This is a genomic window from Candidatus Arthromitus sp. SFB-rat-Yit, from assembly GCF_000283555.1.
GTDB lineage: Bacteria > Bacillota > Clostridia > Clostridiales > Clostridiaceae > Dwaynesavagella.
In genome coordinates this window covers 716,737-742,502 of the sequence record NC_016012.1, presented here as the reverse complement: position 1 = coordinate 742,502, position 25,766 = coordinate 716,737, and the positions used below count along the sequence as shown (strand labels likewise).

25 protein-coding genes are annotated in these 25,766 nt (G+C 28.9%); 7 read left to right on the top strand and 18 right to left on the bottom strand.

The window, feature by feature from the left end; all coding sequences use genetic code 11:
• From RATSFB_RS03480 to RATSFB_RS03460, 5 genes are all read right to left on the bottom strand, one after another.
• Nucleotides 1-645: an ABC-2 transporter permease gene (locus RATSFB_RS03480; RefSeq protein WP_014094665.1), complete on the bottom strand. Its 645-nt coding sequence runs from the start codon at nucleotides 643-645 to the stop codon at nucleotides 1-3.
• Nucleotides 638-1,498, bottom strand: a complete 861-nt coding sequence (locus RATSFB_RS03475) for an ABC transporter ATP-binding protein (protein ID WP_014094664.1) — start codon at nucleotides 1,496-1,498, stop codon at nucleotides 638-640. The genes RATSFB_RS03480 and RATSFB_RS03475 overlap by 8 nt, the downstream gene beginning before the upstream one ends.
• Nucleotides 1,499-1,873 (bottom strand): GntR family transcriptional regulator, encoded by a 375-nt coding sequence (locus RATSFB_RS03470; RefSeq protein WP_014094663.1) that lies wholly within the window; start codon nucleotides 1,871-1,873, stop codon nucleotides 1,499-1,501. It abuts the gene before it with no gap.
• Nucleotides 1,874-2,191: 318 nt separating this feature from the next.
• Complete coding sequence (locus tag RATSFB_RS03465) at nucleotides 2,192-2,506, bottom strand: hypothetical protein (protein WP_014094662.1); 315 nt, start codon at nucleotides 2,504-2,506, stop codon at nucleotides 2,192-2,194.
• 46 nt (nucleotides 2,507-2,552) lie between these two features.
• The gene (locus tag RATSFB_RS03460) at nucleotides 2,553-2,927 is read right to left on the bottom strand and encodes a hypothetical protein (protein ID WP_014094661.1); all 375 of its coding nucleotides are present in this window, start codon (nucleotides 2,925-2,927) and stop codon (nucleotides 2,553-2,555) included.
• 176 nt (nucleotides 2,928-3,103) lie between these two features.
• Here RATSFB_RS03460 and RATSFB_RS03455 point away from each other — a divergent pair, with 176 nt between their 5' ends.
• Entirely contained in the window at nucleotides 3,104-4,261 is a 1,158-nt protein-coding gene (locus RATSFB_RS03455) for a phosphatidylinositol-specific phospholipase C domain-containing protein (RefSeq protein WP_014094660.1), read from the top strand.
• 37 nt (nucleotides 4,262-4,298) lie between these two features.
• Here RATSFB_RS03455 and RATSFB_RS03450 read toward each other — a convergent pair whose 3' ends face one another.
• The gene (locus RATSFB_RS03450) at nucleotides 4,299-4,673 is read right to left on the bottom strand and encodes a TM2 domain-containing protein (RefSeq protein ID WP_014094659.1); all 375 of its coding nucleotides are present in this window, start codon (nucleotides 4,671-4,673) and stop codon (nucleotides 4,299-4,301) included.
• A 176-nt stretch (nucleotides 4,674-4,849) separates the two neighbouring features.
• On the opposite strand from RATSFB_RS03450, the gene RATSFB_RS03445 reads away from it, so the two are divergent.
• The 6 genes from RATSFB_RS03445 to RATSFB_RS03420 all read left to right on the top strand — a co-directional run bounded on the left by RATSFB_RS03445 (nucleotide 4,850) and on the right by RATSFB_RS03420 (nucleotide 14,091).
• A complete protein-coding gene (locus RATSFB_RS03445; RefSeq protein ID WP_014094658.1) occupies nucleotides 4,850-6,013 on the top strand; it encodes a restriction endonuclease subunit S in 1,164 nt (387 codons plus the stop codon).
• A gap of 92 nt (nucleotides 6,014-6,105) precedes the next feature.
• Nucleotides 6,106-7,449, top strand: a complete 1,344-nt coding sequence (gene miaB, locus RATSFB_RS03440) for a tRNA (N6-isopentenyl adenosine(37)-C2)-methylthiotransferase MiaB (protein ID WP_044035646.1) — start codon at nucleotides 6,106-6,108, stop codon at nucleotides 7,447-7,449.
• Nucleotides 7,450-7,479: 30 nt separating this feature from the next.
• The gene (gene mutS, locus RATSFB_RS03435; RefSeq protein WP_014094656.1) at nucleotides 7,480-10,041 is read left to right on the top strand and encodes a DNA mismatch repair protein MutS; all 2,562 of its coding nucleotides are present in this window, start codon (nucleotides 7,480-7,482) and stop codon (nucleotides 10,039-10,041) included.
• A 10-nt stretch (nucleotides 10,042-10,051) separates the two neighbouring features.
• A complete protein-coding gene (mutL, locus tag RATSFB_RS03430; RefSeq protein ID WP_014094655.1) occupies nucleotides 10,052-11,881 on the top strand; it encodes a DNA mismatch repair endonuclease MutL in 1,830 nt (609 codons plus the stop codon).
• A 5-nt stretch (nucleotides 11,882-11,886) separates the two neighbouring features.
• A complete protein-coding gene (gene miaA / locus RATSFB_RS03425) occupies nucleotides 11,887-12,807 on the top strand; it encodes a tRNA (adenosine(37)-N6)-dimethylallyltransferase MiaA (protein WP_014094654.1) in 921 nt (306 codons plus the stop codon).
• A gap of 12 nt (nucleotides 12,808-12,819) precedes the next feature.
• Nucleotides 12,820-14,091 carry an aminotransferase class I/II-fold pyridoxal phosphate-dependent enzyme gene (locus RATSFB_RS03420; protein WP_014094653.1) on the top strand — a complete coding sequence of 424 codons (1,272 nt, stop codon included), beginning with the start codon at nucleotides 12,820-12,822 and terminating at the stop codon, nucleotides 14,089-14,091.
• Between the two features lie 25 nt (nucleotides 14,092-14,116).
• Here the strand turns inward: RATSFB_RS03420 and RATSFB_RS03415 are convergent, their stop codons facing one another.
• From RATSFB_RS03415 to RATSFB_RS03365, 12 genes are all read right to left on the bottom strand, one after another.
• The gene (locus RATSFB_RS03415; protein WP_014094652.1) at nucleotides 14,117-15,061 is read right to left on the bottom strand and encodes a tyrosine recombinase XerC; all 945 of its coding nucleotides are present in this window, start codon (nucleotides 15,059-15,061) and stop codon (nucleotides 14,117-14,119) included.
• Nucleotides 15,062-15,151: 90 nt separating this feature from the next.
• Nucleotides 15,152-15,286, bottom strand: a complete 135-nt coding sequence (locus tag RATSFB_RS07240; RefSeq protein WP_242821425.1) for a GNAT family N-acetyltransferase — start codon at nucleotides 15,284-15,286, stop codon at nucleotides 15,152-15,154.
• A 59-nt stretch (nucleotides 15,287-15,345) separates the two neighbouring features.
• Complete coding sequence (locus RATSFB_RS03410; protein WP_014094651.1) at nucleotides 15,346-15,606, bottom strand: HPr family phosphocarrier protein; 261 nt, start codon at nucleotides 15,604-15,606, stop codon at nucleotides 15,346-15,348.
• Between the two features lie 92 nt (nucleotides 15,607-15,698).
• Nucleotides 15,699-15,959 (bottom strand): stage V sporulation protein S, encoded by a 261-nt coding sequence (locus tag RATSFB_RS03405; protein ID WP_014094650.1) that lies wholly within the window; start codon nucleotides 15,957-15,959, stop codon nucleotides 15,699-15,701.
• A 137-nt stretch (nucleotides 15,960-16,096) separates the two neighbouring features.
• A complete protein-coding gene (gene rny / locus RATSFB_RS03400) occupies nucleotides 16,097-17,668 on the bottom strand; it encodes a ribonuclease Y (RefSeq protein WP_014094649.1) in 1,572 nt (523 codons plus the stop codon).
• Between the two features lie 179 nt (nucleotides 17,669-17,847).
• The gene (recA, locus tag RATSFB_RS03395) at nucleotides 17,848-18,918 is read right to left on the bottom strand and encodes a recombinase RecA (protein ID WP_014094648.1); all 1,071 of its coding nucleotides are present in this window, start codon (nucleotides 18,916-18,918) and stop codon (nucleotides 17,848-17,850) included.
• A 3-nt stretch (nucleotides 18,919-18,921) separates the two neighbouring features.
• Entirely contained in the window at nucleotides 18,922-19,491 is a 570-nt protein-coding gene (pgsA, locus tag RATSFB_RS03390; protein WP_014094647.1) for a CDP-diacylglycerol--glycerol-3-phosphate 3-phosphatidyltransferase, read from the bottom strand.
• Complete coding sequence (rimO, locus tag RATSFB_RS03385; RefSeq protein WP_044035645.1) at nucleotides 19,491-20,807, bottom strand: 30S ribosomal protein S12 methylthiotransferase RimO; 1,317 nt, start codon at nucleotides 20,805-20,807, stop codon at nucleotides 19,491-19,493. The genes pgsA and rimO overlap by 1 nt, the downstream gene beginning before the upstream one ends.
• A gap of 28 nt (nucleotides 20,808-20,835) precedes the next feature.
• On the bottom strand, nucleotides 20,836-23,157 hold the full coding sequence (locus RATSFB_RS03380; RefSeq protein ID WP_014094645.1) for an FtsK/SpoIIIE family DNA translocase: 2,322 nt from the start codon (nucleotides 23,155-23,157) through the stop codon (nucleotides 20,836-20,838).
• A gap of 120 nt (nucleotides 23,158-23,277) precedes the next feature.
• A complete protein-coding gene (locus tag RATSFB_RS03375) occupies nucleotides 23,278-24,063 on the bottom strand; it encodes a ClpP family protease (protein ID WP_014094644.1) in 786 nt (261 codons plus the stop codon).
• Nucleotides 24,064-24,173: 110 nt separating this feature from the next.
• The gene (locus RATSFB_RS03370) at nucleotides 24,174-25,373 is read right to left on the bottom strand and encodes an aspartate kinase (protein ID WP_014094643.1); all 1,200 of its coding nucleotides are present in this window, start codon (nucleotides 25,371-25,373) and stop codon (nucleotides 24,174-24,176) included.
• Between the two features lie 24 nt (nucleotides 25,374-25,397).
• Nucleotides 25,398-25,685 carry a YlmC/YmxH family sporulation protein gene (locus tag RATSFB_RS03365; protein ID WP_014094642.1) on the bottom strand — a complete coding sequence of 96 codons (288 nt, stop codon included), beginning with the start codon at nucleotides 25,683-25,685 and terminating at the stop codon, nucleotides 25,398-25,400.
• Between the last annotated feature and the right edge of the window lie 81 nt (nucleotides 25,686-25,766).

Genomic DNA, 25,766 nt, shown 5'->3' with positions numbered 1-25,766 from the left:
CTACATTTCTCTATTTTTTAATATATTAATAGATATCAAAATAGAAATAATCCAAGCTATAACTACAAAGATTATAAGCGATGATATTAATAGAATAGGTGAATTATATCCAATAACCTGAAATAATTTAGTTAAATTAATAGAGGAAAAATTTGTTATGAAAAATAATAACAGAGGTATATACATAAATACTTTACCTTTGATAAATCCAAATTTATAATACCCAGGAAGTTGAAAAACTGCAGAAAAAGTAAAAAGAACAATACCTATAAAACCAGAAAATATAATCTCATAAATACTAATAGACTTATTTAAAATTACTAATACGCCATATTGGAAAATCAAATAAAATATTAATGAAACTAAACCTGATATTATAACAAAAATATATCGTCCAATAACTTCCTCACTTTTTTTGATTGGTAAAACACTATAAAATCGTTCCATAGAATTCTTTTCTGTAACGGAGAAAATATATGATGTTATTGTTGTAACAACCAAAAACATCGCAAATGAAATCCCTGCCGTTAGTGATTGAGAGATAGCTACAAAAAAAATAGGTATTATCATTTTTAAATATAGTGATTTCAAGTAAGGTTTTACTAGATCAAAATCCAACTTTGATAATTTCAAAATATTACTCATGATGTTCACCTCTATTACTCGTAAATACAACAATATCATAAATAGTTGCTTTCTCAATATTTAAATGCTCAAAGTCTTTTAAATTTTCTGTTTTAATAAGAGCTTCAAAGCCAGTCGAAAAATTCCTAATATTAACAATTTTTCTCTTTAAATTCATAGACAATTCCTCATTTCCTCCTTTGACTACTCGAAACATATCTACAAACTCATTTTTACCACCACTAAAAAATAATTCTCCATGTTTAATATAAGTAATATAATCAGCAATACGCTCTAAATCCTCAGTAATATGAGTAGAGAATAGAACGCTGTGTTCGCCATCCTCAATATATTCTAATAGGATATCAAGGAGTTCATCTCTTGAAACAGGATCAAGACCACTGGTAGGTTCATCTAATATCAATAGTTTTGCATTATATGAAAAAGCATATGCGAGCATAAGTTTCATCTGCATTCCCTTAGAAAGCTCTTTTATTTTTTTAGAAGTGATAATATTAAATTTCTTCAACATATTTGAAAATTTTTGTGTATCCCAATTTTTATAAAATAACGATACGGACTTTTCAATCTGTGACACTTTCCACTCATCACTAAAATAATTTGAATCACAAACAACACCCAAATTCATTTTTGTTTCTTTTTCATTTTTAATATTATCAAGTCCTAAAATTTTAACCTCACCATCTGAACGTTTTAACATATTTAATATGAGCTTTATTATAGTTGTTTTCCCAGATCCATTCGGACCAATTAATCCCATAATATAGCCTTTTGGAAGTGTAAAAGTAATATCATTTAATTGAAAATTTTTGAAAGACTTTGATAGATTTTTTACCTCTAAGCAATTCTCCATCTATTTTTCCTCCATTAAAATATTTAGAAGGTTATGTAAATCTTCTTTGGAAATATTTGCAACGCGGGCCGTATTTATTGCCTCCAATAAATTATTCTCTATTTTACAAATCAACTGTTCCTTTAAAAGTTCGGATCCCTGATCTAAAACAAAACAACCTCGCCCCTGAATATTTTTTACAAAACCTTCTTGTTCCAATTCTGTATATGCTCTTGTTACAGTTAAAACACTAATTTTTAATTCTTTAGCAAGGGTACGTAATGAAGGAAGTGTTTCACCTTTCTGTAGATCACCAGACATAATTGCAGATTTGATTTGTTGCTTAATTTGCTCATATATTGGAATACCCGATACATTTGAAATAATAAGTTTCACGATCACCCTCCTAACTGATTACACTGTTATATAATCTACAATAACAGCATAACACATATAACAGTTATAAATCAATAAATTTCTCATAAAGAGTAAAAACAGCAAAAAACAGTGTTGTTATTTCCCTTATATGAAAATAACGAAACACTGTTTTGAGAATTCTATATTATTTTTTTAAACTAACTTCTAGCCCTACCTATATGTATTATATCAATATTTTAAAATTAAATAATAATTTTATTAATAAAAAACGGCGTAATATCCTGAAAAGGTAATTACACCGCACACATTTAAAGTTTATAATTGTTAAGCTGAAATTTAGCGACAAACGAGTCTGAAAAGTCCAAGATTTGGATCTGCAGGTCCATTTTGACTACTACTCTGAGTTTGACCTCCTCCAAAAGATTTTAAAACTATAGAATCCCTTCCCCCAGGTAATTGATTTGAACCTTTACTAGTTTTACCACATATTGGTCCTAATGTAACATCTGGAAGATTAGTTGGTAATTTTAATGGTGATAATTTTGGAAATCTTATCGCATTAGATTCTTTAGTATAAAACCCTAAACACGTGAAAGCCAATGACAAAGCTGCAACTGATTTACAAACAATTGAACGTTTAGTTTTATTCATTATTAATACCTCTTATTAAAAATTACAAAATATAATATATGTCAAATTAACTATTAGCCCTACCTACTTGGAAATTACCCCCACCATATTGTCTATGCCTATTGAATTTTGGTAAGTTCTGTCTACTACTATCAGGGAATCTTACAGCTACTCTCCCAAAACCGCCTCTATCAAATGAATATCCTGAATCCGTTTCAGTTGTATATCGAACAGGATTTCTACCATATCCACCTCTTACAAATGGTGATGATGAAGCACTTGAGGTAAATGGCTTTTTTAATAAACCTAAAAGCCCTCCACTAGTTAATTTCATAGGAAGTCGTAACATTGCACTAGATATCTGTCCGATGAATCCTAAAGAAATAACAGATGATAGCAAAGCAACTGATGTAAACTTAATTAAAAGTTTATTTTTATTCATTCTTTAACTCCTATAATAATTAATTTTTATGATTATAATAGCATATTGTTAATAAATTATAAATTATTTTTTAATAAAGTATTTAAATTTTTTGCTATACATGGTAAAGTATTCTTAGGAAATAAACGAAATTTTAATAAATCTAAACTTAAACTAAAGTTTGTAAATTTCATGAGGTGAAACAATTGAAAAAGTTTTTGAAGTTCTTATCTTTTTTATTGTGTTTTAGTTTACTTATAATTCCTATTAGGGCAAATGCACATAAGCATAGTTCATATTCTCATGATAGTAATGTGGGTTTGAGTAAACCTAATTGGATGTCTGGCTTAAGTGATGATATTCTAATAAATAGATTGAGTATACCAGGTACAAATCAATCTATGGCATATGGAGATCATACCGACTTTACTTTAACTCAAAGTATGGATCTTAAAACACAACTCGAATCTGGAATAAGATATATAGATATCTGGGTTAAAAATATAGAGCAAAATAAGTTCGAAGTGTACAAAGAAGGTATTTCTTTGGGACATAGTTTATCAGATGTTGTAAAAACAATAGGGGAGTTTCTTGATAAACACAGAGATGAAACTGTACTTTTAAAAGTAACTCAGAGTGGAGATAGTGCAGGTAACTTTGCTTATCAAGTTCAAACAGTTTTAGAAAAAGACAAATTAGATCATTATATATTTGATGGATCTAAAACAACAAACCCTAGACTAGGTGACGCTAGAGGTCAAATAATTCTTCTTGCTGATTATGAAACAAAGGGAAGAAGATGGAAGACTATACCTTATGAGGAAAATGCCTCAATACAAGCCGACAATTATCTTGCAACTAATTGGGATTTATATTCAAAATGGCAAAAGGTAAAAAATCAATTATATCAAACATCTAACTCACCTAATCCTAGCATTAGATATGAAAATAATATAGCTGGACAAGGTGGAGCATTACCTTACTTTGTTGCAAGTGGTCATGTTAGTTCTGGAACGGATGCTAATAGATTATCAACTGGACTTACTACACCAGGATTTAATTCATATTATCCAGATTTTCCAAGAGTTAATAGACTTGGAATTTTCTCAACTATTGCCTTTGAAGGCACAAATACTTTAACTTTTGATTATATTGTAGATAACGATGTTAAGTTTTGTGGTGTAATACTTGCGAATTTCCCAGGGGCTGGACTTATAGAGGAAATTATAAATGTTAATTTTAAGACAAATAATTCATCTAGTTCAAATGGAAGTGGTAGCGGTAGCAGTGGAGGAAGCTCTTCGGGATCTACTTCAAATACAGACGGATGGGGATTTACTTTTATAAATTCTTAAAAAAACAAAAAGGAGCAATTTAATTGCTCCTTTTTAATTATCCAATAACATCTAATAACTTTTCATAATTTTTGTTTTTTGTTGCGTTTTGGATAAAAAATAAATCTATAAACCATGGCAAGCCGAAAAACCAAAATGTTAAAAGTTTTAATATTCCTATTCCTACACTTCCAATTGTAAATCTATCTATTCCAAATACACCTAAAGACATTGAAAACATAAAAGTTGTAATTGGATCTTTAAAATCTAATGATAGAACATTATCCAATCTATAATTGTCCACCCTCATTAATTTCTCTTTAATCAAATTCATCTTAGATGAGGGTAAAAATCTTTTATTTGTTAATAAAAACATGTCTATAAATGATTCGTTATTCATTCTTGTATCTAGTTGTACACTTGTTTGATCCATAATTCATCCTCCATTAATAAATAAATAGTACATTTAATTGTATTATACTAAATTAGTGAATATTCATAAAAGTAGCAAATAGAATTATTTATAAATTCATGATATAATTTTGATGATTAAAATGATATATAATAGTAAAATTTTGAAATTTATGTAGAAATGACGTGATCTTATAGATGAGCAATATAGATGAATTGATAAAAAAACTTTGTCCTGATGGCGTTGAGTATAAAGCAATTGAAAATTTAGCAGAGATTACTACTGGAAGTAGTAATGGTAATGAAGCAGAGGAAGGTGGGAATTATCCATTTTTTATACGTTCACAAATTGTAAAAAGAAAAAATGAATGGGAGTATGATGAGGAAGCAATTATTATACCTGGAGAAGGTAGGATTGGAGAGATATATCATTATATAAATGGGAAATATGCTATTCATCAAAGAGTTTATAGGATACATTTTACTGGAAATTTAATTAATGTAAAGTTTGTGTATTATTATTTTTGTGTCTTTTTCAAAAAATTTATTTTGAAAAAGGCTGTAAGTGCAACTGTAAAATCTATAAGAAAACCCATGATAGAGAAGTTTGAGATCCCAATTCCACCCCTAGAAGTTCAAGAAGAGATTGTACATATTTTAGATTCGTTTACAGAGCTTACAGCAGAGCTTACAGCAGAGCTTACAGCAAGAAAGAAACAGTATGAGTATTATAGAGATAAGCTATTTACGTTTGGTGATGATGTGCCGAGGGTAAAACTCAAGGATGTTGCAACGATAATTAGAGGTGGAAATTTTCAGAAAAAAGATTTTAGAGATGAAGGATTTCCATGTATTCATTATGGGCAGATATATACAAAATATGGAATGAAAGTTAAAAATACAATTAGTTTTGTTGAGGGAGAAATTTTTGAAAAATCAAAGAAAGCTCAGAAGAATGATATCATAATGGCAGTAACGAGCGAAAATCTTAAAGATTTATGTAAGTGTTTAGTTTGGTTGGGAGATGAAGATGCTGCAATTAGTGGAGATGCTGTAATTATTAAACATAATCAAAACCCATCTTATCTAGCTTATTATTTTTATACAGAAATGTTTTTTACGCAAAAACGTAGGTTAGCACATGGAACAAAAGTTATTAGAGTAACTCCGAGTAATTTATTAGATATAGAAATTCCTCTTCCCTCCTTAGAAGAACAAGAAAGAATAGTTTCAATACTCGATAAGTTTGACAAGCTTTGCAATGATTTAACCGAAGGACTTCCTGCAGAAATTGAAGCCAGGAAGAAACAATACGAATATTATAGAGATAAGCTTTTGACTTTTAAAGAGATTGGAAAATAAGCAAATAGCTTTTAATGAATGTAATTTTAAAATATAAGAAATATGTTATAATTATTAAGAATTTTAAAAATGAAAGGAGAGTAGTTTTAACATTGGATTTTTTACAAACCGATAAAAAAACTAAATTGTACTTTATTGAAACTTGGGGCTGTCAAATGAATGAGGAAGATTCCGAAAAATTATCTGGAATGCTCATCTCTATGGGATATTCCTCATGCGAAAATAGAAACGATGCTGACATAATAATTTTTAATACTTGTTGTGTTCGTGAAAATGCTGAACTAAAAGTTCATGGAAATTTGGGACAATTAAAAAATCTCAAGAAACATAAAAAGGATTTAATAATAGCTGTGTGTGGTTGCATGATGCAACAAAAAGGTATACCACAAGAAATATCTAAAAAATATCCTTTTGTTGACATAATATTTGGAACACATAATCTACATAAATTCCCTGAATATTTGAACCGTGTTTTAATGAATGATGAAAGAATACTCGAAATAGAAGCCGGTTCTGATGAAATTATAGAAGGAATGGAAATAGACAGAAAAAGCTCTTTAAAAGCTTTCGTAACTATAATGTATGGGTGCGATAATTTCTGTACTTATTGTATCGTTCCTCAAGTTCGTGGACGTGAAAAATCTAGAAAGTCAAAGGACATAATAAATGAAATTGAAGAACTAGCAAAAAAAGGGTATAAAGAAATAACTCTTTTAGGTCAGAATGTTAACTCTTACGGGAAGGGCTTAGATGAAGACATAGATTTCCCTAAGCTTTTAAGAAAAGTAAATGAGGTTGAAGGCATAGAAAGAATTAGGTATATGACATCGCACCCTAGAGATTTTTCTGATGATTTAATAAATGTCATGAAAGAGTGCGAAAAGGTGTGTAACCAATTGCATCTACCTGTTCAAAGCGGTTCAAATAGAGTATTAAAAGTTATGAACAGGCACTATAACAAAGAAGAATATCTTGAGAAAATCAAAAAGATTAAAAATTTAATACCAGATATCGCTATAACTACAGATATAATTGTAGGTTTCCCTGGTGAAACTGAAGAAGATTTTGAAGAAACACTAAATCTTGTTCGTGAAGTTAGATACGATTCAGCATTCATGTTCCTATATTCAAACAGAAAATTCACAGGTGCTGACATGATGCCTAATCAAATTCCTGACGATGTTAAGCACGAAAGATTTAACAGGCTCGTTGATACAGTTAACCAAATATGTGCTGAAATAAACAAAACTTATGAAAATAAAATCGTTAAAGTTCTTGTTGAAGGAAATTCCAAAAATGATGAAAATAAACTCACTGGAAGAACGGATAATGGAAAACTTGTAAATTTTGTTGGTGATAAAAGTTGTGTAGGAAAAATTATAGATGTGAAAATTACAAATCCTAAATCATTCTCACTCGAAGGAAAACAAATCTAAAAATTTTAAAATCTTAGGAGAAATTTTGCTATGATAACACCAATGATGAGTCAGTATTTACAAATTAAAGATAAATACAAAGATTGTATAGTCTTTTTTAGGCTAGGTGATTTTTATGAAATGTTCTTTGAAGATGCTAAAATCGCATCAAAAGAATTAGAACTTGTTTTAACTAAGCGTGAATGTGGACTTGAAGAAAAAGCCCCTATGTGTGGCATTCCTCATGTTTCATCGCCTACTTACATAAACAAACTTATAAATAAAGGTTTTAAAGTTGCTATTTGTGAACAAATAGAAGAATCTAACGCCTCTAAAGGTATTGTAAATCGAGATGTTGTTAAAATAATAACTCCTGGTACATATTTTAATGAAAATTCAAACGATAATTTCTTTAATGTGTTTCTCGGAAGTGTTTTTTATGATATTTATAACGAAGTTTTTGGTGTGACTTTTGGAGATATAACTACGGGTGAAGTATATAGCACATCATTAGATGATGCTTCTCTGTTAATTGATGAATTAATGAAATTTTCTCCTAAGGAACTTATTGTTAATGAGGATTTTAATTTTGATAAACTACTTTCACCATTTCAAAATGAATTCCTCATTACAACAAAAGACATCGCATTCTTTACCAATGCAAAACTTCCAAAAAATGTTGATAAGGAAAAAAATTTATACGAACATCAAATTAATTCAATCGGTGGATTTTATAATTACATATACGAAACTCAGAGAATGAGTTTATCAAACATAAAACAAGTTGAATTTTATAACATAAATGATTTTCTTCTTATTGATAAAAACACTAAAAAGAATTTAGAGCTTATAACAAATACATATGACAATTCAAAAAAATCGAGTTTATTTTGGGTTTTAAACAACACAAATACTTCTATGGGATCAAGACTTTTAAAACGATGGATTGAAAAGCCTCTTCTTAAGATCGGAAAAATAATAAGAAGGCAAAATTGCGTAGAAGAATTAATTGAAAAATATAACCTTCACGCAAATTTAAAAAATTTATTATCCGAAATAACAGACATAGATAGATTAATATCAAAAATTTCTTTGATGACGATTAACCCAAAAGAATTACTTTCATTGAAGAAGTGTCTTAAACTATTGCCAGAGATCAAAAGAATTTTAATTCAATTTAACGCTTCGCTATTTAAAGATATATACAATCATTTTGATGTGCTTGATGATATTTATGATCTTATAGAAGATTCGATCTCAGATGATGCTGGTATAGCTATAAAGGATGGCTCGATCATAAAAGAAAATTATAATATTGAAATTGATGAACTTAAAAATATAAAATTTAATTCCAAAGAATGTCTTTTAAATATTGAAAACAAGGAAAAAGAAACTACAGGCATTAGATCATTGAAGATAGGATATAACAGAATTTTTGGATACTATATAGAAGTAAGTAAATCAAATTATGATTTAGTTCCAGAAAATCGCTATATAAGAAAACAAACTCTAGCTAATTCTGAAAGATATATAACAGAAGAGCTTAAAGACCTTGAAGAGAAAATCATATCCGCTGAAGAAAAATTAAATGACTTAGAATATAAAGTGTTCTTAGATATCAGAGATAAGGTAGAAAAAAATGTTGTTAGAATGAAAGAAGTATCAAGGCATATCGCAACTATCGACTGTTTATTTTCGCTTGCAGTAGTTGCTATAAAAAACAAGTATGTTAAGCCAAAAATAACTGAAGATGGAGTAATTGATATTCATGAAGCACGACATCCTGTTGTTGAAAAACTCTTAAATAAATTTAATTATGTTCCTAATGATGTATATCTTAATAATTTTGAGGAGCAACTACATATTATAACAGGTCCAAACATGGCTGGTAAATCAACGTTTATGAGGCAAGTAGCACTTATTGTAATCATGACTCAAATAGGAAGCTTTGTTCCTGCGAAAAAAGCTCAAATATCCATATGCGATAAAATTTTCACAAGAATCGGAGCATCAGATGATTTATCAACTGGGAGAAGCACATTCATGGTTGAAATGAAAGAAGTTGCTCACATAATGGATAATTTTACGCAAAATAGTTTGATAATACTTGATGAGGTTGGGCGTGGGACAAGCACGTACGATGGACTTAGCATCGCTTATGCCATAATAGAATATTTAACATCTATTAGTAAAGTTAGACCTAAAACACTATTTGCAACTCATTATCATGAGCTTACACGAATCGAAGAAATTATACCTAATGTAAAAAATTATAGTGTATCTGCAAAAAAAATTGGCGATAATCTAATTTTTTCAAGAAAAGTATCAAAAGGGGCTGTTGATGATTCATACGGAATCGAAGTTGCAAAACTTGCAGGCATAAATCAATACATTATAGATGTAGCGAAAAATGTTATGAAAACTCTCGAAAAACAAATAGACTGCAAAGATATAATTGAATACCAAAACTCACAAGAAGAAATTATCGTTGAAGAAATTGACGAAACACAAGAATTTATCAAAAAAATAAAATCTATCGATATATTAAACATAACTCCGATGGATGCCCTTACAAAATTAAATGAGCTAGTTGAAAACAGTAAAAATTTATAGAGATGTAATTATGAGTAGAGTAAATATTTTAGATAGTTCAATTACAAATAAAATTGCAGCAGGTGAGGTTGTTGAAAAACCTGCTGCTATAGTTAAAGAGTTGGTTGAAAATAGCGTAGATGCTAAAGCTAAAAATATCACAATTAAAATTACTGGTGGAGGAAAGGAGTGTATAGAAGTTATAGATGATGGTGAAGGTATTCATAGAGATGATATTGAAAAAATATTTTTACCACACGCTACAAGTAAAATTTCATCAGAAGATGATTTATTTAATATAACTTCATTTGGTTTCCGTGGAGAAGCACTTCCAAGCATTGCATCAGTTTCAAAAGTATCACTAAAATCAAGAAGCAAAGAATTTGAATATGGTATGGGTATAGATATCCATGGAGGAACAATTATTAATAAAGAAGAATGTTCGTGTAACATCGGTACAGAAATAATTGTTAGAGATATCTTCTTCAACACTCCTGCAAGACTTAAATTTTTAAAAAGTGAAAGTCGTGAAACTGCGATAATTAGAGATGTTATAATTAGACTTGCTTTATCAAATTTTGAAATATGCTTTGAGTATATATCAAATGGTAAATTGATCTTTAAGACAAATGGAACAAGCCTGAGAGATGCAATAATTGATATTTTTGGTTTAGATACACTAAATAATTTATTTTTTGTAGAAAATAAATGTGAAAAAGTGTATATTTTTGGATATCTTGGAGATATTAACTTTTGTAAGAGTTCAAGAAACAATCAATATCTATTTGTAAATAATAGAATAGTTAAAAATAGAAATTTGATTTTATCTATAGAGAATGCTTACAGAAATTACTTGACAATAAATAAATATCCATTCTTCATTGCATTTTTGGATGTTGATCCAAATGATATAGATGTTAACATACATCCAACCAAAGCCGAGATCAAATTTCAAGATGAAAGAATGGTATATAACTTTTTATATAAAACCTGCATAAATAAATTGAACGATTGTTTATCAAATTCTACTTTAGTAAAGAAAAATGATATGACCAGCATTACTTCGCCAAACGATAAATTGTTTAATTTATCCAGAACAGAACCGTCACCATTTTCAAAAGCAGAGTTACAAGAATTGATAAATAAACATAACAACCTAAATAGTAATAATAAAAATGACGATACAGAAACATTACCTTACGACCTAGTAAGCAACGAAGAATTTGGTAAAAATCATTTTGAAGAACTTAAAGAAAACTTAAAATTTGAAATTTTGAATAATGCACAAAATTCAGATTTTAGAATAATAGGACAGTATAATAAAACTTACATAATAGGTGAGTGGTATGATAATTTTTACATAGTTGATCAACATGTCGCTCACGAAAAAATTTTATTTGAAGAATTTACAACTAAACTTAATAATGGAAAAATTTCAAGACAGGTAATAATTCCTTCTATAATACATTTAAATGAATTTTCATATTCCGTATATGAAAATAACAAACATTACTTTGAAAATTGCGGTTTCACAATGGAAACCTTTGGAGAAAATTCAATAGTAGTTAGAGAAGTTCCGTTTGAATTTAAAGATTGTGATGCTAAATCTTTAATTTTAGATATAATCCAGAACATTGATAATTTTGGATCAGGAACTCTTGCTGAAGTTAAATATGATTTAATTGCGAAAAAAGCATGCAAGAGTGCAATTAAAGCAAATTGTAAACTTAATGATGAAGATATAAAAGTTCTGATATCAAAGCTTATGAAATTAGAAAATCCATTTACTTGTCCGCATGGACGTCCAATAATAATAAAATTTTCATTAAACGAAATTGAAAAAATGTTTAAAAGGACTTAAAGGATATGAAGGAAAAAATTTTAATATTATCAGGTCCAACTGGTGTTGGTAAAACTAGTTTATCGATTAAACTAGCAAAAAATTTAAATGGAGAAATAATTTCTGCTGATTCAATGCAGATATATAAGCATATGGATATTGGTTCTGCCAAGATATCAAGTCATGAAATGGATGGAATAACTCATCATTTAATTGATATTTGCGAACCTGATGAAATTTTTAACGTATCATTATACTCAACGCTTGCAAAAAATGCAATTAAAGATATAACAAACAGAGGAAATTTACCCATTATTGTTGGTGGAACAGGTTTATATATACGTTCTCTTATTTTTGATCAAAGCTTTTGTGAATCAGGCGAGGACAAAGAATATAGAAATCATTTATATAACTTGGCTAAAAATAATGGGAATAAATATTTACATAATCTTTTGAAAGATATCGATTTGGAAAGTTACAATAAAATCCATTACAATAATGTAAAAAGAGTAGTAAGAGCTTTAGAGGTATATCATTTAACTAACAAGCCTTTTAGCTCATTTAAGCAAAAAAATATTCCTATTTTTAATTACAAATATTACACTTTAACGTTAAACAAAGATCGCTTATATGAAAATATTAATAATAGAGTTGATGCAATGATTGAAAATGGTCTTTTAAATGAAGTGATATATTTGAAAAAACTTGGTTACACAAAAGATCTTCAATCGATGCAAGGAATTGGATATAAAGAAATTTTAGATTATTTAGATAATATTACAACTTATGATGAAGCAATTGAAAAAATAAAGCAAGGCTCAAGAAACTATGCGAAACGTCAAATGACTTGGTTTAGAAAAGAAGAGGGTAATATATTTATTTCTAGAGATGAAATGAATGAAAGTGAAATTTTAGAATTTATACTTAATGATTTTAATAGGAGTTAACACTAAAAATTTATGAGCAGTTTTATTAAAAATTTATTCGGAGATTATATTGAAAATTTATACACTGAAAGCCTAAATGACGTAAAACATATATTTGAAGGATTAAATCAAGTAAAATTACAGAATAAATATAAAGTTTTAAAAGCATTTAAGGACAATAAGATATCTGATTCACATTTTAAAACAACAAGTGGTTATGCCTATACAGATTTAGGTAGAGAAGGCATTGAAAATTTATACAAAGATATTTTCGGAACACAAAGTGCCTTAGTCAGACTTCAATTTGTTAATGGGACTCATGCGATTGGTTGTGCTCTTTTAGGAAATTTATCAAAAGGAGATATTTTATTCTCAATAACCGGTCAACCATATGACACAATAAGAAATATAATTGGTTTAAATTATGAAAACGAACAAAAGGGTAGTCTAAGAAATCTTGGAGTATCTTATCTTGAATGTAATTTAAAAGATGATGGTAATTTTGATACAGAGAACATTGTAAAAATTCTCAATAATAATAAAAACATAAAAATGATTTACATTCAAAGATCTAGAGGATATTCTCTCAGAAAATCCCTTTTATCTAATGACATAAAAGATATAGTAAAAATTATAAAAAGCGTAGATAAAAATTTATGTATTTTTGTTGATAATTGCTACGGTGAATTTACTGATATAATAGAACCTACAGATGTTGGCGTAAACTTAATGGCTGGCTCTTTAATTAAAAATATTGGAGGGGGATTATCTCCAACTGGAGGATACATAGTAGGGGATACTGATTTAATCAAAAATGCTGCGTATAGATTAACAGTTCCTGGTATAGGGGCAGAATGTGGAGCGAGTCTTACAGATTTAAGACAAGTATTTCAAGGATTGTTTATTGCTCCGCATATTGTGGTAGAAGCAATGAAAACAGCCATCTTTAGTTCAAGAATTTTTGAAAATCTAGGTTATGATGTATATCCAAAATATGATGTAAAACGTAGTGACATAATTCAAGCAATCAAATTCAATACATCAGATGAACTAATCAACTTTTGTAAAGAGATACAAAAAAATTCACCAGTGGATTCTTTCTTAGAATGCGAACCTTGGGATATGCCAGGATACAATGATCAAGTAATAATGGCAGCAGGAACATTCGTATCTGGAGCATCAATCGAATTATCATGTGATGCTCCAATAAGAGAACCATATGTAGCTTACTTGCAAGGATCATTAACTTTTGAGCATGGACAATTAGCTATTCTAAATAGTATTAAAAAACTAACCCAAAGATAAAAGGGTTAGTTTTTGTACTATTTAATCATAAATTAAGGGGATTAGAGTTAAAAGCATTTTTGATTCCTTCATCATCAACGTGCGTATATATTTGCGTTGTGGAAATATTTTCATGACCTAAAACTTTTTGAAGCGTTCGTATATCAACCTTTCCATACTTAAACATTAGAGTAGCCGAAGTATGCCTTAACTTATGAGGAGTAATCTTCTTATCAATGCTAGAATTTTTCACATGTTTCTTAACCATTTCTTCTACAGCTCTATTGCTAATCCTTTGACCAACAGAGCTTATAAATAATGCATTTTTAAAACTTTCTTTAATTCGATATTTATTACGATCTTTCAAATAATTCTTTATAGAATTCAAAACCATTTCATTTAAATAAATTATTCTTTCTTTATTACCCTTACCTATAATAGATAAAGAATTATTTACCCAATCTATATCTTCGATATTAATAGAAACGAGTTCTGACAATCTTAAAGCACAATTCAAAAACATAGAAATAATACAATAATCACGAGTATAAAACTTTTTATCAGGTTCTAAGGTAGATAAAACTTTTTTCGATTCTTCAAGATCAAGATAAATAGGATTACGCTTAGGAATTTTTGGAGTTTCTAATTCAGAAGCAATATTTTTATCAATAACCTTAATTTTGTCTGTAAGATAAGTATAAAATGTTCTTAACGAAGAAATTTTTCGGGCACGTGCATTATGAGCGTTTAAACGCTCTTTATCGATATATCTTACATAAGCATACATATCACTTATTGAAACTTTTTTAAGGGTCTCTAAATCCATTTCCTGATGTCGAATTTTTAAATTCATTCTTTTTTTTATAATAAAATTAAAAAAACCAATCAGATCTATACGATACTCTTTTATCGTTTTTTCGGATGCCCCTTTAATACCAGACAAATAATCCAAAAAATCAGATATTATAATAGAGCACTCTTTATTTTCCATTTAATTAATCACCCTTTTTAAAACGAGAATATATTAATTCAACTTAACTTATTATCAACTTCGCAAAATTTATATTTTGCGAAGTTGATCTTATAAAATTAATTTCATTAAATAGTCTATTTGTTTGTCATTACCTAATTTAAAAATATGTACATCAAATTTTTCAAATCCTAGATTTTCATAAAATTTTATTGAAGCTATATTATGTTCCCATACTCCTAACAATAAGAAAGTAAGAAGTATTCCCTTCTTACTTTCTATTTATATTAAATATAAAACTCAAATTAATCTTCTAATGTTTCAATTAGCTTAGCTAACTCTTTAGCAGCTTCAACTTCATCTTTACCTGAAGTTATAATAGTCACTTCTGTATCTTTAGTAGCTCCTAAAGATAAAATTCCAATAAGACTTTTAGCGTTAACTTTTTTACCATTAGCTTCAACACTCACATCACATGCAAACGAAGATGCTTTCTTAACCAATAATGTTGCGGGTCTAGCATGTAAACCAGTATTATTTGAAATTTTAACTTTAATTGATTCCATTTTAAACTCTCCTTTATATATTTATAAAATTTATCTTATACAAAACAAAAATCATCTCATAATTCTCGAGAAAAAGCTATTATCAATTTAAATTATCTAGGTTGAACTATTAATTTAATAGCCGTCCTCTCTTCTCCATCAATTTGTATATCCGTAAAAGCAGGTATACAAACTATATCCTTACCACTAGGAGCAACAAAACCTCTGGCAATAGCTACAGATTTAATAGCTTGATTTATAGCCCCAGCTCCGATTGCTTGAATTTCTACTAAAGACTTTTCTTTTAAAATTGCCGCTAATGCACCTGCTACTGAATTTGGATTTGATTTTGTAGAAACTTTTAACACTTCCATATTTAGGCCCCCTATAATTAATCTAAAAAAACTACATCACATATAAAAATTCATTAAAATAAAATATATAATAAACTATTCTAACCAGAGAATAGAACATTATCAAATTTAATTCAATTTGTACACCAAAATCACTTTTACTTTGCAAATTCAATTGCTCTTGTTTCCCTTATAACATTTATCTTAATTTGTCCAGGAAACTCTAATTCTCTTTCTATTCTTTTAACTATATCCCTAGCCATACAATTAGCATTTAAATCATCGATAATATCTGGTTTAACTATTATCCTTATTTCTCTTCCAGCTTGAATAACATAAGACTTCTCCACGCCTTCATATGAATTAGCTATAGATTCCAATTGATTCAACCTTTTTATATACGCATGCAAGGTTTCTCTCCTTGCTCCAGGACGTGCTGCTGATATAGCATCAGAAGCTTGCACCAAAATAGATTCTAATCTAGTCATAGGTATATCTTCATGATGAGCTCCAATCGCTTCAGCAACAGCATCACACTCATTATAACGTTTAGCAAACTCGTATCCAATCAAAGCATGAGGACCTTCTATCTCATGATCTAAGGCTTTGCCTATATCATGAAGTAATCCAGCTCTTTTTGCAACTCCAGCATCCAAACCAAGTTCCGAAGCCATAGTACCTGCTAAATACGCAACCTCTATAGAATGTTTAAGTACATTCTGCCCATAACTAGTTCTAAATTTCAATTTACCTAACAGCTTAACTATCTCCGTATGTACTCCGTTAATACCTGTCTCAAATAATGCTTGCTCGCCTGTTTCTTTGATCTCATTTTCTATATCTCTTTTTGCTCTTTCAACCATTTCTTCAATTTTGGTAGGATGAATCCTTCCATCTAACACTAATCTTTCTAAAGCTATTTTTGCAATTTCTCTTCTAACAGGGTCAAAACTTGATAAAACCACAGCCTCCGGAGTATCATCTATAATCAAATCAACACCAGTTAACATCTCCAAGGTTCTTATATTCCTACCTTCTCTTCCTATGATCCTACCTTTCATTTCATCGTTAGGCAGTGCAACCACATGAACAGTAGATTCAGAAACATGATCTGCTGCATATCTTTGAATCGCTCCTGTTATTATTTCTTTAGCCTTATTTTCACTTTCTTCCTTCACTTTTGTTTCAAACTCTTTTATTAAGATCGCTGATTCATAAGTTATTTCTTTCTTAACTTCATTAAGTAAAAAAGTTTTAGCTTCTTCTGAGCTCATATTAGAAATTATTTCTAATTCCTGTCTTTTCTTTATATCAATTTCTTTTATACCCTTTTCAAGTTTATCAACCTCAGATGCACGTACGTTCAATTCCTTTTCTTTCTTTTCTAGAACATCACTCTTTTTGTCCAGAGATTCTTCTCTTTGTAAGACTCTTCTCTCTAATCTCTGTATTTCACTTCTTCTTTCTCTAGACTCTTTTTCAACTTCCATTCTTAACTTATGTGCATCTTCCTTAGCTTCAATTAATAACTCTTTCTTTAATGCCTCAGCTTCTTTCTTAGTATTTTCAAACAAATTCTTTCTTTCTTCTTCTTCCTTCTTAATCTTAAGTATAGAAGCATCATAACGTTCTTTTAAACGTTTTTTCATTGAGATTATCATAACCGCCATAAATATAATTAAAAATATATTTACAGCAGAAAAAACTATATTAAAAATTTCTATATACATAGTTCTATAACACCCCCTTGCTCTTAAAAATTTATTTATCAAAAGCGTGTTGGTGCCATATTTTATTCTTACTGAAAACATTTAAAACTTTTAGTAACCAGTATCATAGATAATTTTATATTAATTTTTATTTAATGTCAATTATAACTAAAAGCTATTAACACAAATAATAACATTTTTTAAACCGTTGCATTGTCACTATTTACACTTGTTTCTTTCTTATCAATATCTTTTATTTCATCCGAGTTATCAGATTTTGCTATATTGTATTTTTCTAAAATTAACGTTTCTATTTCTCGCAATATAGCTTTGTTTTCCAATAAAAACTGTTTAGCATTTTCTCTTCCTTGTCCCAATTTTTCATTTTTATAAGAGAACCATGATCCACTTTTTTGAATTATATTTTCTTTAACAGCAAGATCTAATAAGCTTCCTTCTTTAGATATGCCTTTATTATATATAATATCAAATTCCGAAATTCTAAAAGGCGGAGCAACCTTATTTTTCATTATTTTAACTCTTGTTCTGTTACCTACAATTTCATCACCTTGTTTTATTGAATCAATTCTCCTAACATCTAGTCTGACAGATGCATAAAATTTTAATGCTCTTCCTCCAGGAGTGGTTTCAGGATTACCAAACATAACCCCAACTTTTTCCCTTAATTGATTTATAAATATCGCCACGCATTTAGATTTATTTATATGTCCCGCAAGTTTTCTTAGAGCTTGTGACATAAGTCTAGCTTGAAGTCCAACATGCGAATCCCCCATCTCTCCCTCTATCTCAGCTCTAGGAACAAGTGCTGCAACAGAATCAATTACAATAACATCAATAGCTCCCGATCTTACTAATGCCTCTGCAATTTCAAGTGCTTGCTCACCATTATCTGGCTGAGAAATTATTAAGTTTTCAGTATCTACCCCTAAATTTTTTGCATACGATGGATCTAAAGCATGCTCAGCATCAATAAATGCTGCAGCTCCACCTTTTTTCTGAGCTTCTGCAATAACATGCAAAGCAACTGTAGTTTTACCAGATGACTCAGGTCCATAAACTTCAATAATTCTTCCTTTAGGCAATCCACCTATACCTAGTGCAATATCTAAATCTAAACAACCAGTAGATACACTTTCAATATTTAAAGCACTTTGCTCACCAAGCTTCATTATCGATCCTTTTCCATACTGTTTTTCAATTTGACTCATAGCAATTTCAATGGCTTTCATTTTATCTAAATCAATAGACATTATTTACAGACTCTCCTTTAATACTTTAATATTTTTTCTAATATAATCCCATCCAGATAAAACAGTTAAAATTACACACAAATAAAATGTTGCATCTGCAATTACCTGTACTATATTTATAAAAGATGAACCACTAACAAAATTAATAAGATATAGTTCTATCAAAAGAAATATTATTGCCAAAATTTGAAAAACAGTTTTTAGTTTTCCATAAATATTAGCTGCCACAACTTCCCCACTTTTAGTCGATAATACAAGTCTTATCCCCGTAATTATAAATTCTCTTGAAATTATAACTATAACTAATATAGGTTCCACCATCTTCAAATCCACAAATGAAATGAAAGCTGCTACTACTAATAATTTATCTGCTAAAGGATCCATAAACTTCCCAAAATCAGTAATTAAATTATATTTTCTTGCAATATAACCATCTAATTGATCAGTAATAGATGCCAATATAAAAATAATTAATGCTCCTAAAACACCTATCTTAGAATTTAAATTCAATAATATTAAAAAGACAGGTATCATTAACACCCTTAATACAGTTAATTTGTTAGGTAAATTCATTAAATAACCTCTCCTATAAAGTCATACTCCATACAAGACACGATTTTAACATTAACAAATTCTCCTATATTTAGATTATGACTAGATTTTATGTAAATTATACCATCAATTCCAGGACTTTGAAAATTTAGTCGCCCAATGTAATAATCATCATTTTTAGAATCAACAACAGCCTCAAATTTCTTTCCTATTTTTTTCTCAAGCAGTTCTTTTGAATTTTTTTGCTGAATTCTCATAATTGTATCACGTCTTTTAATTTTAATATCTTCATCAATTTGATCATCAAATGTTGCTGCAACAGTATCTTCCTCTTGCGAATATGTAAATACGCCAATATTGTCTATGTTCTTTTGTTTTATAAACTCTTCAAGCATTTCAAAGTCTTCTTGTGTTTCTCCTGGAAAGCCTACTATTAAAGAAGTTCTTATAACAAGATCAGGAACTTCTCTCAATTTTTCTATAAGTTTATAAATTTTATCTTTTCTCGTATGCCTCGCCATTTTTTTTAGAATTTTATCGCTAACATGTTGTAGTGGAATGTCAATATATTTGCAAAGTTTAGAATTTATTTTTAATTCCTCTATTAAATTATCATCTATATCTTCTGGATAAGCATAGTGGAGTCTTATCCATTTGATCCCATCTATCTTAGACAATTCACGAATAAGTTGTATAAGTCTTTTTTCCCCGTATAAATCAAGACCATATTTTGTTATATCTTGAGCTATCAATATAAGTTCTTTAATTCCCTGAGTCGCAAGAAGTTTACCTTCATTTACCAAACTTTCAATACTTCTACTCACATGACGCCCTCTAATTTTAGGAATTATACAAAAAGTACAATTATTATTGCATCCTTCAGAAATTTTCAAATATGCATAATGCTTAGGAGTTGTTAAAATTCTATTTGCTTCAAATATTGTATTTTCTTTATTTTCATTATCAATGATTCTATTGCCCGTTTTAATAAAATCTTCTATGTACTTAAGTATATTATCATAATTCATAACTCCGAGGAGTATATCTATCTCTGGAATATCTTCAAAAAGTTCTTTTCCATATCTTTTTGATAAACATCCAGTAACCACAAGAACCTTCAAATTTTTAGATTTATACTTGCTAATATCAAGTATGGTATCAATAGATTCCTGTTTTGCAGATTCAATAAACGAACAAGTATTTATTATTAAAATATCTGCATCTTCCTCATTTAATGTAATTTCAAATTTATCAACCAAACTTCCTAAAAACATTTCTGTGTCGATCGTATTTTTATCGCATCCAAGACTTATAACACCTAATTTTAATTTTTTCACTTTTGTTTCCTCACTCACAAAAAATAATTTAAAATAAATCTTCCTCTTTTACTAAAACCTCTTTTTTACCAGACGGACCTATTCCAATAATGCCTCTAGCTTCAATTTCTTCTATTAAATTTGCCGCTCTATTATATCCAATCTTAAGTCTCCTTTGAAGAAATGAAGTAGTTGTAATATTAGATTGTACAACTATTTTTATAGCTTCTTCTAATAACTCATCCCCTTTAAAATTTCCAACCTCAACTTTTGAAGTAGCATTATTTATATGTTCAATAATTTCTTCATTATATTCAACTTTTGATTTGTAATTTTTCTTTATACTATCTACAAATTTTTCAACCTCAGATTCCGAAATAAATGCACCTTGTACACGTTGAGGTTTCAAGTATCCCATAGGATAAAATAACATATCTCCACGACCCAATAACTTTTCAGCTCCAGATTGATCCAAAATCGTGCGTGAATCTACAGAACTAGAAACGGAAAAAGATATTCTAGATGGTATATTCGCTTTAATAACTCCAGTTATAACGTCAACAGAAGGTCTTTGTGTCGCTATTACTAAATGCATTCCTGCAGCACGAGCCATTTGTGCAAGTCTTGCTATAGCATCTTCAACCTCATTATGACAAACCATCATAAGGTCAGCAAGCTCATCAATTACAATAACTATGTACGGTATTTTCTCATCAATTTCTCCTGTGTTATACAACTCATTGTAACTATCTATATTCCTAACTCCTTTTTCAGCAAATTTATTATATCTGCTTGTCATCTCAGTTATTGCCCAATTTAACGCATGAGATGCTTTTTTAGGATCTGTCACAACTGGTATCAAAAGATGAGGAATTCCATTATAAACATTAAGTTCAACAACCTTAGGGTCAATAAGTATAATTTTAACTTGATCTGGAAGATATTCGCACAATATACTTATTAAAATTGTATTTATGCAAACTGATTTACCCGAACCAGTAGCTCCAGCAATTAACAAGTGTGGCATAGTAGCAAGATCTGCAACAATACTTTTGCCACTTATGTCTTTACCAAGTCCAATACCAATTTTAAGTTTAGAAGAATTAAATTCTTCAGAATTTATAATCTCCTTAAATTTTATCATAGAAACCACATCATTTGGAACCTCGATTCCAACAAGTGATTTCCCAGGGATTGGAGCTTCAATTCTTATTCCACTAGTAGCAAGTGCTAGTGCTATATCATCTGATAAATTTAATATCTTGCTTACTTTCACACCTTTATGTGGCTCTATTTCATATCTAGTTACTGCTGGTCCTTTTTGTACATTTTTAATTTCAGCCTTCACCTTGAAATCATCCAATGTTTTTTGAAGCAATTCCTTTTTTCTTTTAAGTTCTTCAGAAACTTCATAGGAATCATCTGTGTCTATATCTTCTAAAGCATTATTAATATCGTCATAACTAATTCTAGTGTATTCATTGTTAGTTTTATTTTCTTTAAAATCGTTAGATATAATTTGTTCATTATTATTGTCATTATTTTTTGGAATATCTTTATCTTCTTCATAAATTGGAATATCTTTATCTTCTTCATAAAGAGGTTCTTCACAAATTTCTCTTAAAGATTCTTCATCTGATTCTTCTTTAACGATGCTTGAAACTTCTTGAGGTTCTTCAAGGGATAATGATTTAGATAAAAACTTAACTATGGATGCATTGCTCTTTTTCTTTTTACTTATATGCATCTCATTATCATTTATTTTCTTCGATTCTTTTGAGTTATTATTCTCAAATACATTTTTGTCAGTATTCCTTTTATTGGAAATATCACTTATTTTTTTTTTGACAATTTGTCCTATATCATATAAAGATTTATCAAATATAACTATAATGCTGATAATAAGAACCGTAATTAATAAAGCTAAGCTGCCCGCAAAACCAATAAATGATTTAAATAAACGCATTATGCTAACACCCAATACTCCACCATGAAAAGTAGAAGTACTTGACATAACAGCTTGAAGTGTAGAAAGATATGTTCTGCTATTAAACTTGTCTAAAGTTATTAAACTTATGATAAGATAAAGTGTTACCAGAGAAATAACAAGTGCATAAAACTTTTTGTTGAAGTCTTTGATTTTCTTTTTTGTAATGTACCCAATACCAATAAATCCAATTAGAATTGGTAATACATATCCTCCAACACCAATGCCATTATTGACTAAATTTCTAATAAAAACAAGTAAAAACGCATCTGTATTACTATAGAAACTTATTATCAACAATAATGCAATTAAAATTAATACAACTCCTGTGATTTCTTTCTTTTTGTCTACATTTTTTTTGTCTACGTTAGATATTTTGCTCATATTTCCCAAAACCTCTTTAAAACTTATTTCAAACTTATATATACTTTATTGAAAAGAAATATTTAGTACAAAATATTTTGTCATAAATATACAATTATTTCAATAATAAATTACTTATCTTTATTTATTCTCTTCAATAGATTTGTTTTCCTTTTCTTTATCCTTAATCATAGAATTCAACTTTTTAAGTGCGTCAGTTATCCCACCAACTTCTTCAATCAATCCAACATCAACAGCCTCTTGTCCAATTAAAATAGTACCCATATCATTTAACAAATCACCCGTCTGTTGTAATAACTTATCTAAAACATCATTTTTAATACTACTTGTCCTAACAATGAAATCATTGATTCTCTCTTGCATCTTTTTAAAATAATCAAACGTTTGTGGAACCCCAATAATAAGCCCATTCATTCTAATAGGATGTAATATCATCGTTGCTGATGGTGTTATAAAGGCATAATCAGACGCAGTCGCAAGAGGCACTCCAATAGAATGACTTCCACCTAAAACCAAAGATACCGTAGGCATACTTAAACTGTTTATCATTTCAGCTATAGCAAGTCCAGCTTCAACATCCCCACCAAGAGTATTTAGAGTTATAAGAACTCCTCTTACATTTGGATTTTGTTCCATAGCAATCAATTGAGGTATAACGTGCTCATACTTTGTGCTTTTTGTTTGAGGAGATGCAACACCATGACCTTCAATTTGTCCAATTATATTTATTGTCTGTATATAATTCGCTGGATCTTGTGAATTTACAACTTCAATCATACCAAAATCTTTAATATTCTTTGCTGTTTCAGTTGGATCCGATTTTTGATCTTTTCCATCTCCTAACTGTCCTGTTGCCGATAAAAATTGAAAAGCATTCTTATAAATGCTAGGCATATCATAAAACATAACTTTTACTCCCTTCAATTGATAAACAAAAATATCTTTATTATTTTGTGAACAAAAACTTAATTTATACAAAAAATAAAATTAGCAAGTCCAATACGACCTGCTAATTTTTAATTTGTAACGAAAAAATTATTATGAATAGCATTAAGACTCTTATCAAGATCATCATTTTTAACAAGCAACCAAATACTCATATTAGAATGATTCGTTTGCATAACCTCAATATTTTCTTTATGAAGAAGCTCAATAAGTTTAGCCATAGTTATAGAAACATTTTTAAGATTTGCTTTAACTATACCAATCTTGGAACAATTTTCTATAATAGAGTACTTCAAATTATAATTGTCCAAAATATTTATAATATCACCAAAATCTTTTTTATACACGGTAAAGATCTTGTGATCTGTAAAAATATTTATAAAATCAATGACTATATTTTTAGTTGATATTTCTTGAAACACCTTATAATAATTTTGATTTTCCTTATTTTCATCTCTAAATATTTTTATCTGCACACAATTTTTTAAATAAGTCATTCCTTTAAATACATCATCATTATCTTTTGAATTATTATTTATAACAGTCCCTTTAAAATCATTGAATGTATTTTTAATTACGATAGGTATATTGCTTTCCATCGCAATTTTAACAGCCTTTGGGTGAATAATATTATTCCCAAAAATAGATAGTTCAAATAGTTCTTCATAACTTATCTCATCAATAGATTTTGCATTAACGACTATCTTAGGATCTACAGTCATAAGTCCATCAACATCTTTAAAAAATTGAACTTTATTACATTCTAAGACTTCAGCCAATTTAACGGCAGATATATCGCTTCCGCCTCTACCTAATGTTGTTATATCTCCATCACTTGTTATTCCTTGGAATCCAGCAATTATTGGTACAATTCCATCATTCAATAACGAAACTATTTTTTCGGTATTTATTTCTAAAATATTCGCATTTCCGAAGTTATCATCAGTAATTATTCCGATATCCTTACCTACAACAGGAATTGCATTTATACCTCTATCTCTAAGTTCTGATGCAAATATTATTGCACTAATTATTTCGCCACAACTTATTAATTTATCAGTATATTTTGGATATCTTTTTCTAAAGTTATCTGAAATTAACGATAATAACATATCTGTAGAATAAGGGTCTTCCTTTCTTCCGATAGCTGATATAACTACAACCAATTTATTATTATACTTCAAAGATTGCTCTACTTTTTTAATACACATTAATCTAGATTTTTTTGTTTGTACTGATGTTCCACCAAACTTTTGTAATATAAGCTCCATAGTTATTTAAACCCCATCTTTAAATTAATAAGCGTCTGAATCAAGTAATTTTTCATCTATATTATCAAAATCAATTATAATTGTTTTTGTTCCTATTTTTTTTATTGAACTCCACGGTATTTTATAAAATTGTTTTGAATTTCTAAAAAATGAGTTTCCCCCTCTTCCTATATTTAAAGCTATAAATTTAAAATTTCCATACTTATCAATAATTAAGTCATGATTAAATAAACTTCCATATTTCTCTGCATCACTTATATTAATAATTTCATAGCGTTGTATTTCACTATAAGGTTTATCTTTTTTATGCATAGCTATTACCTCCTAATATAAGGTATTATTTTTTTTATTTTTTAGTACTTAAAAAATAAAAAATAGCAAGGATATTCATCT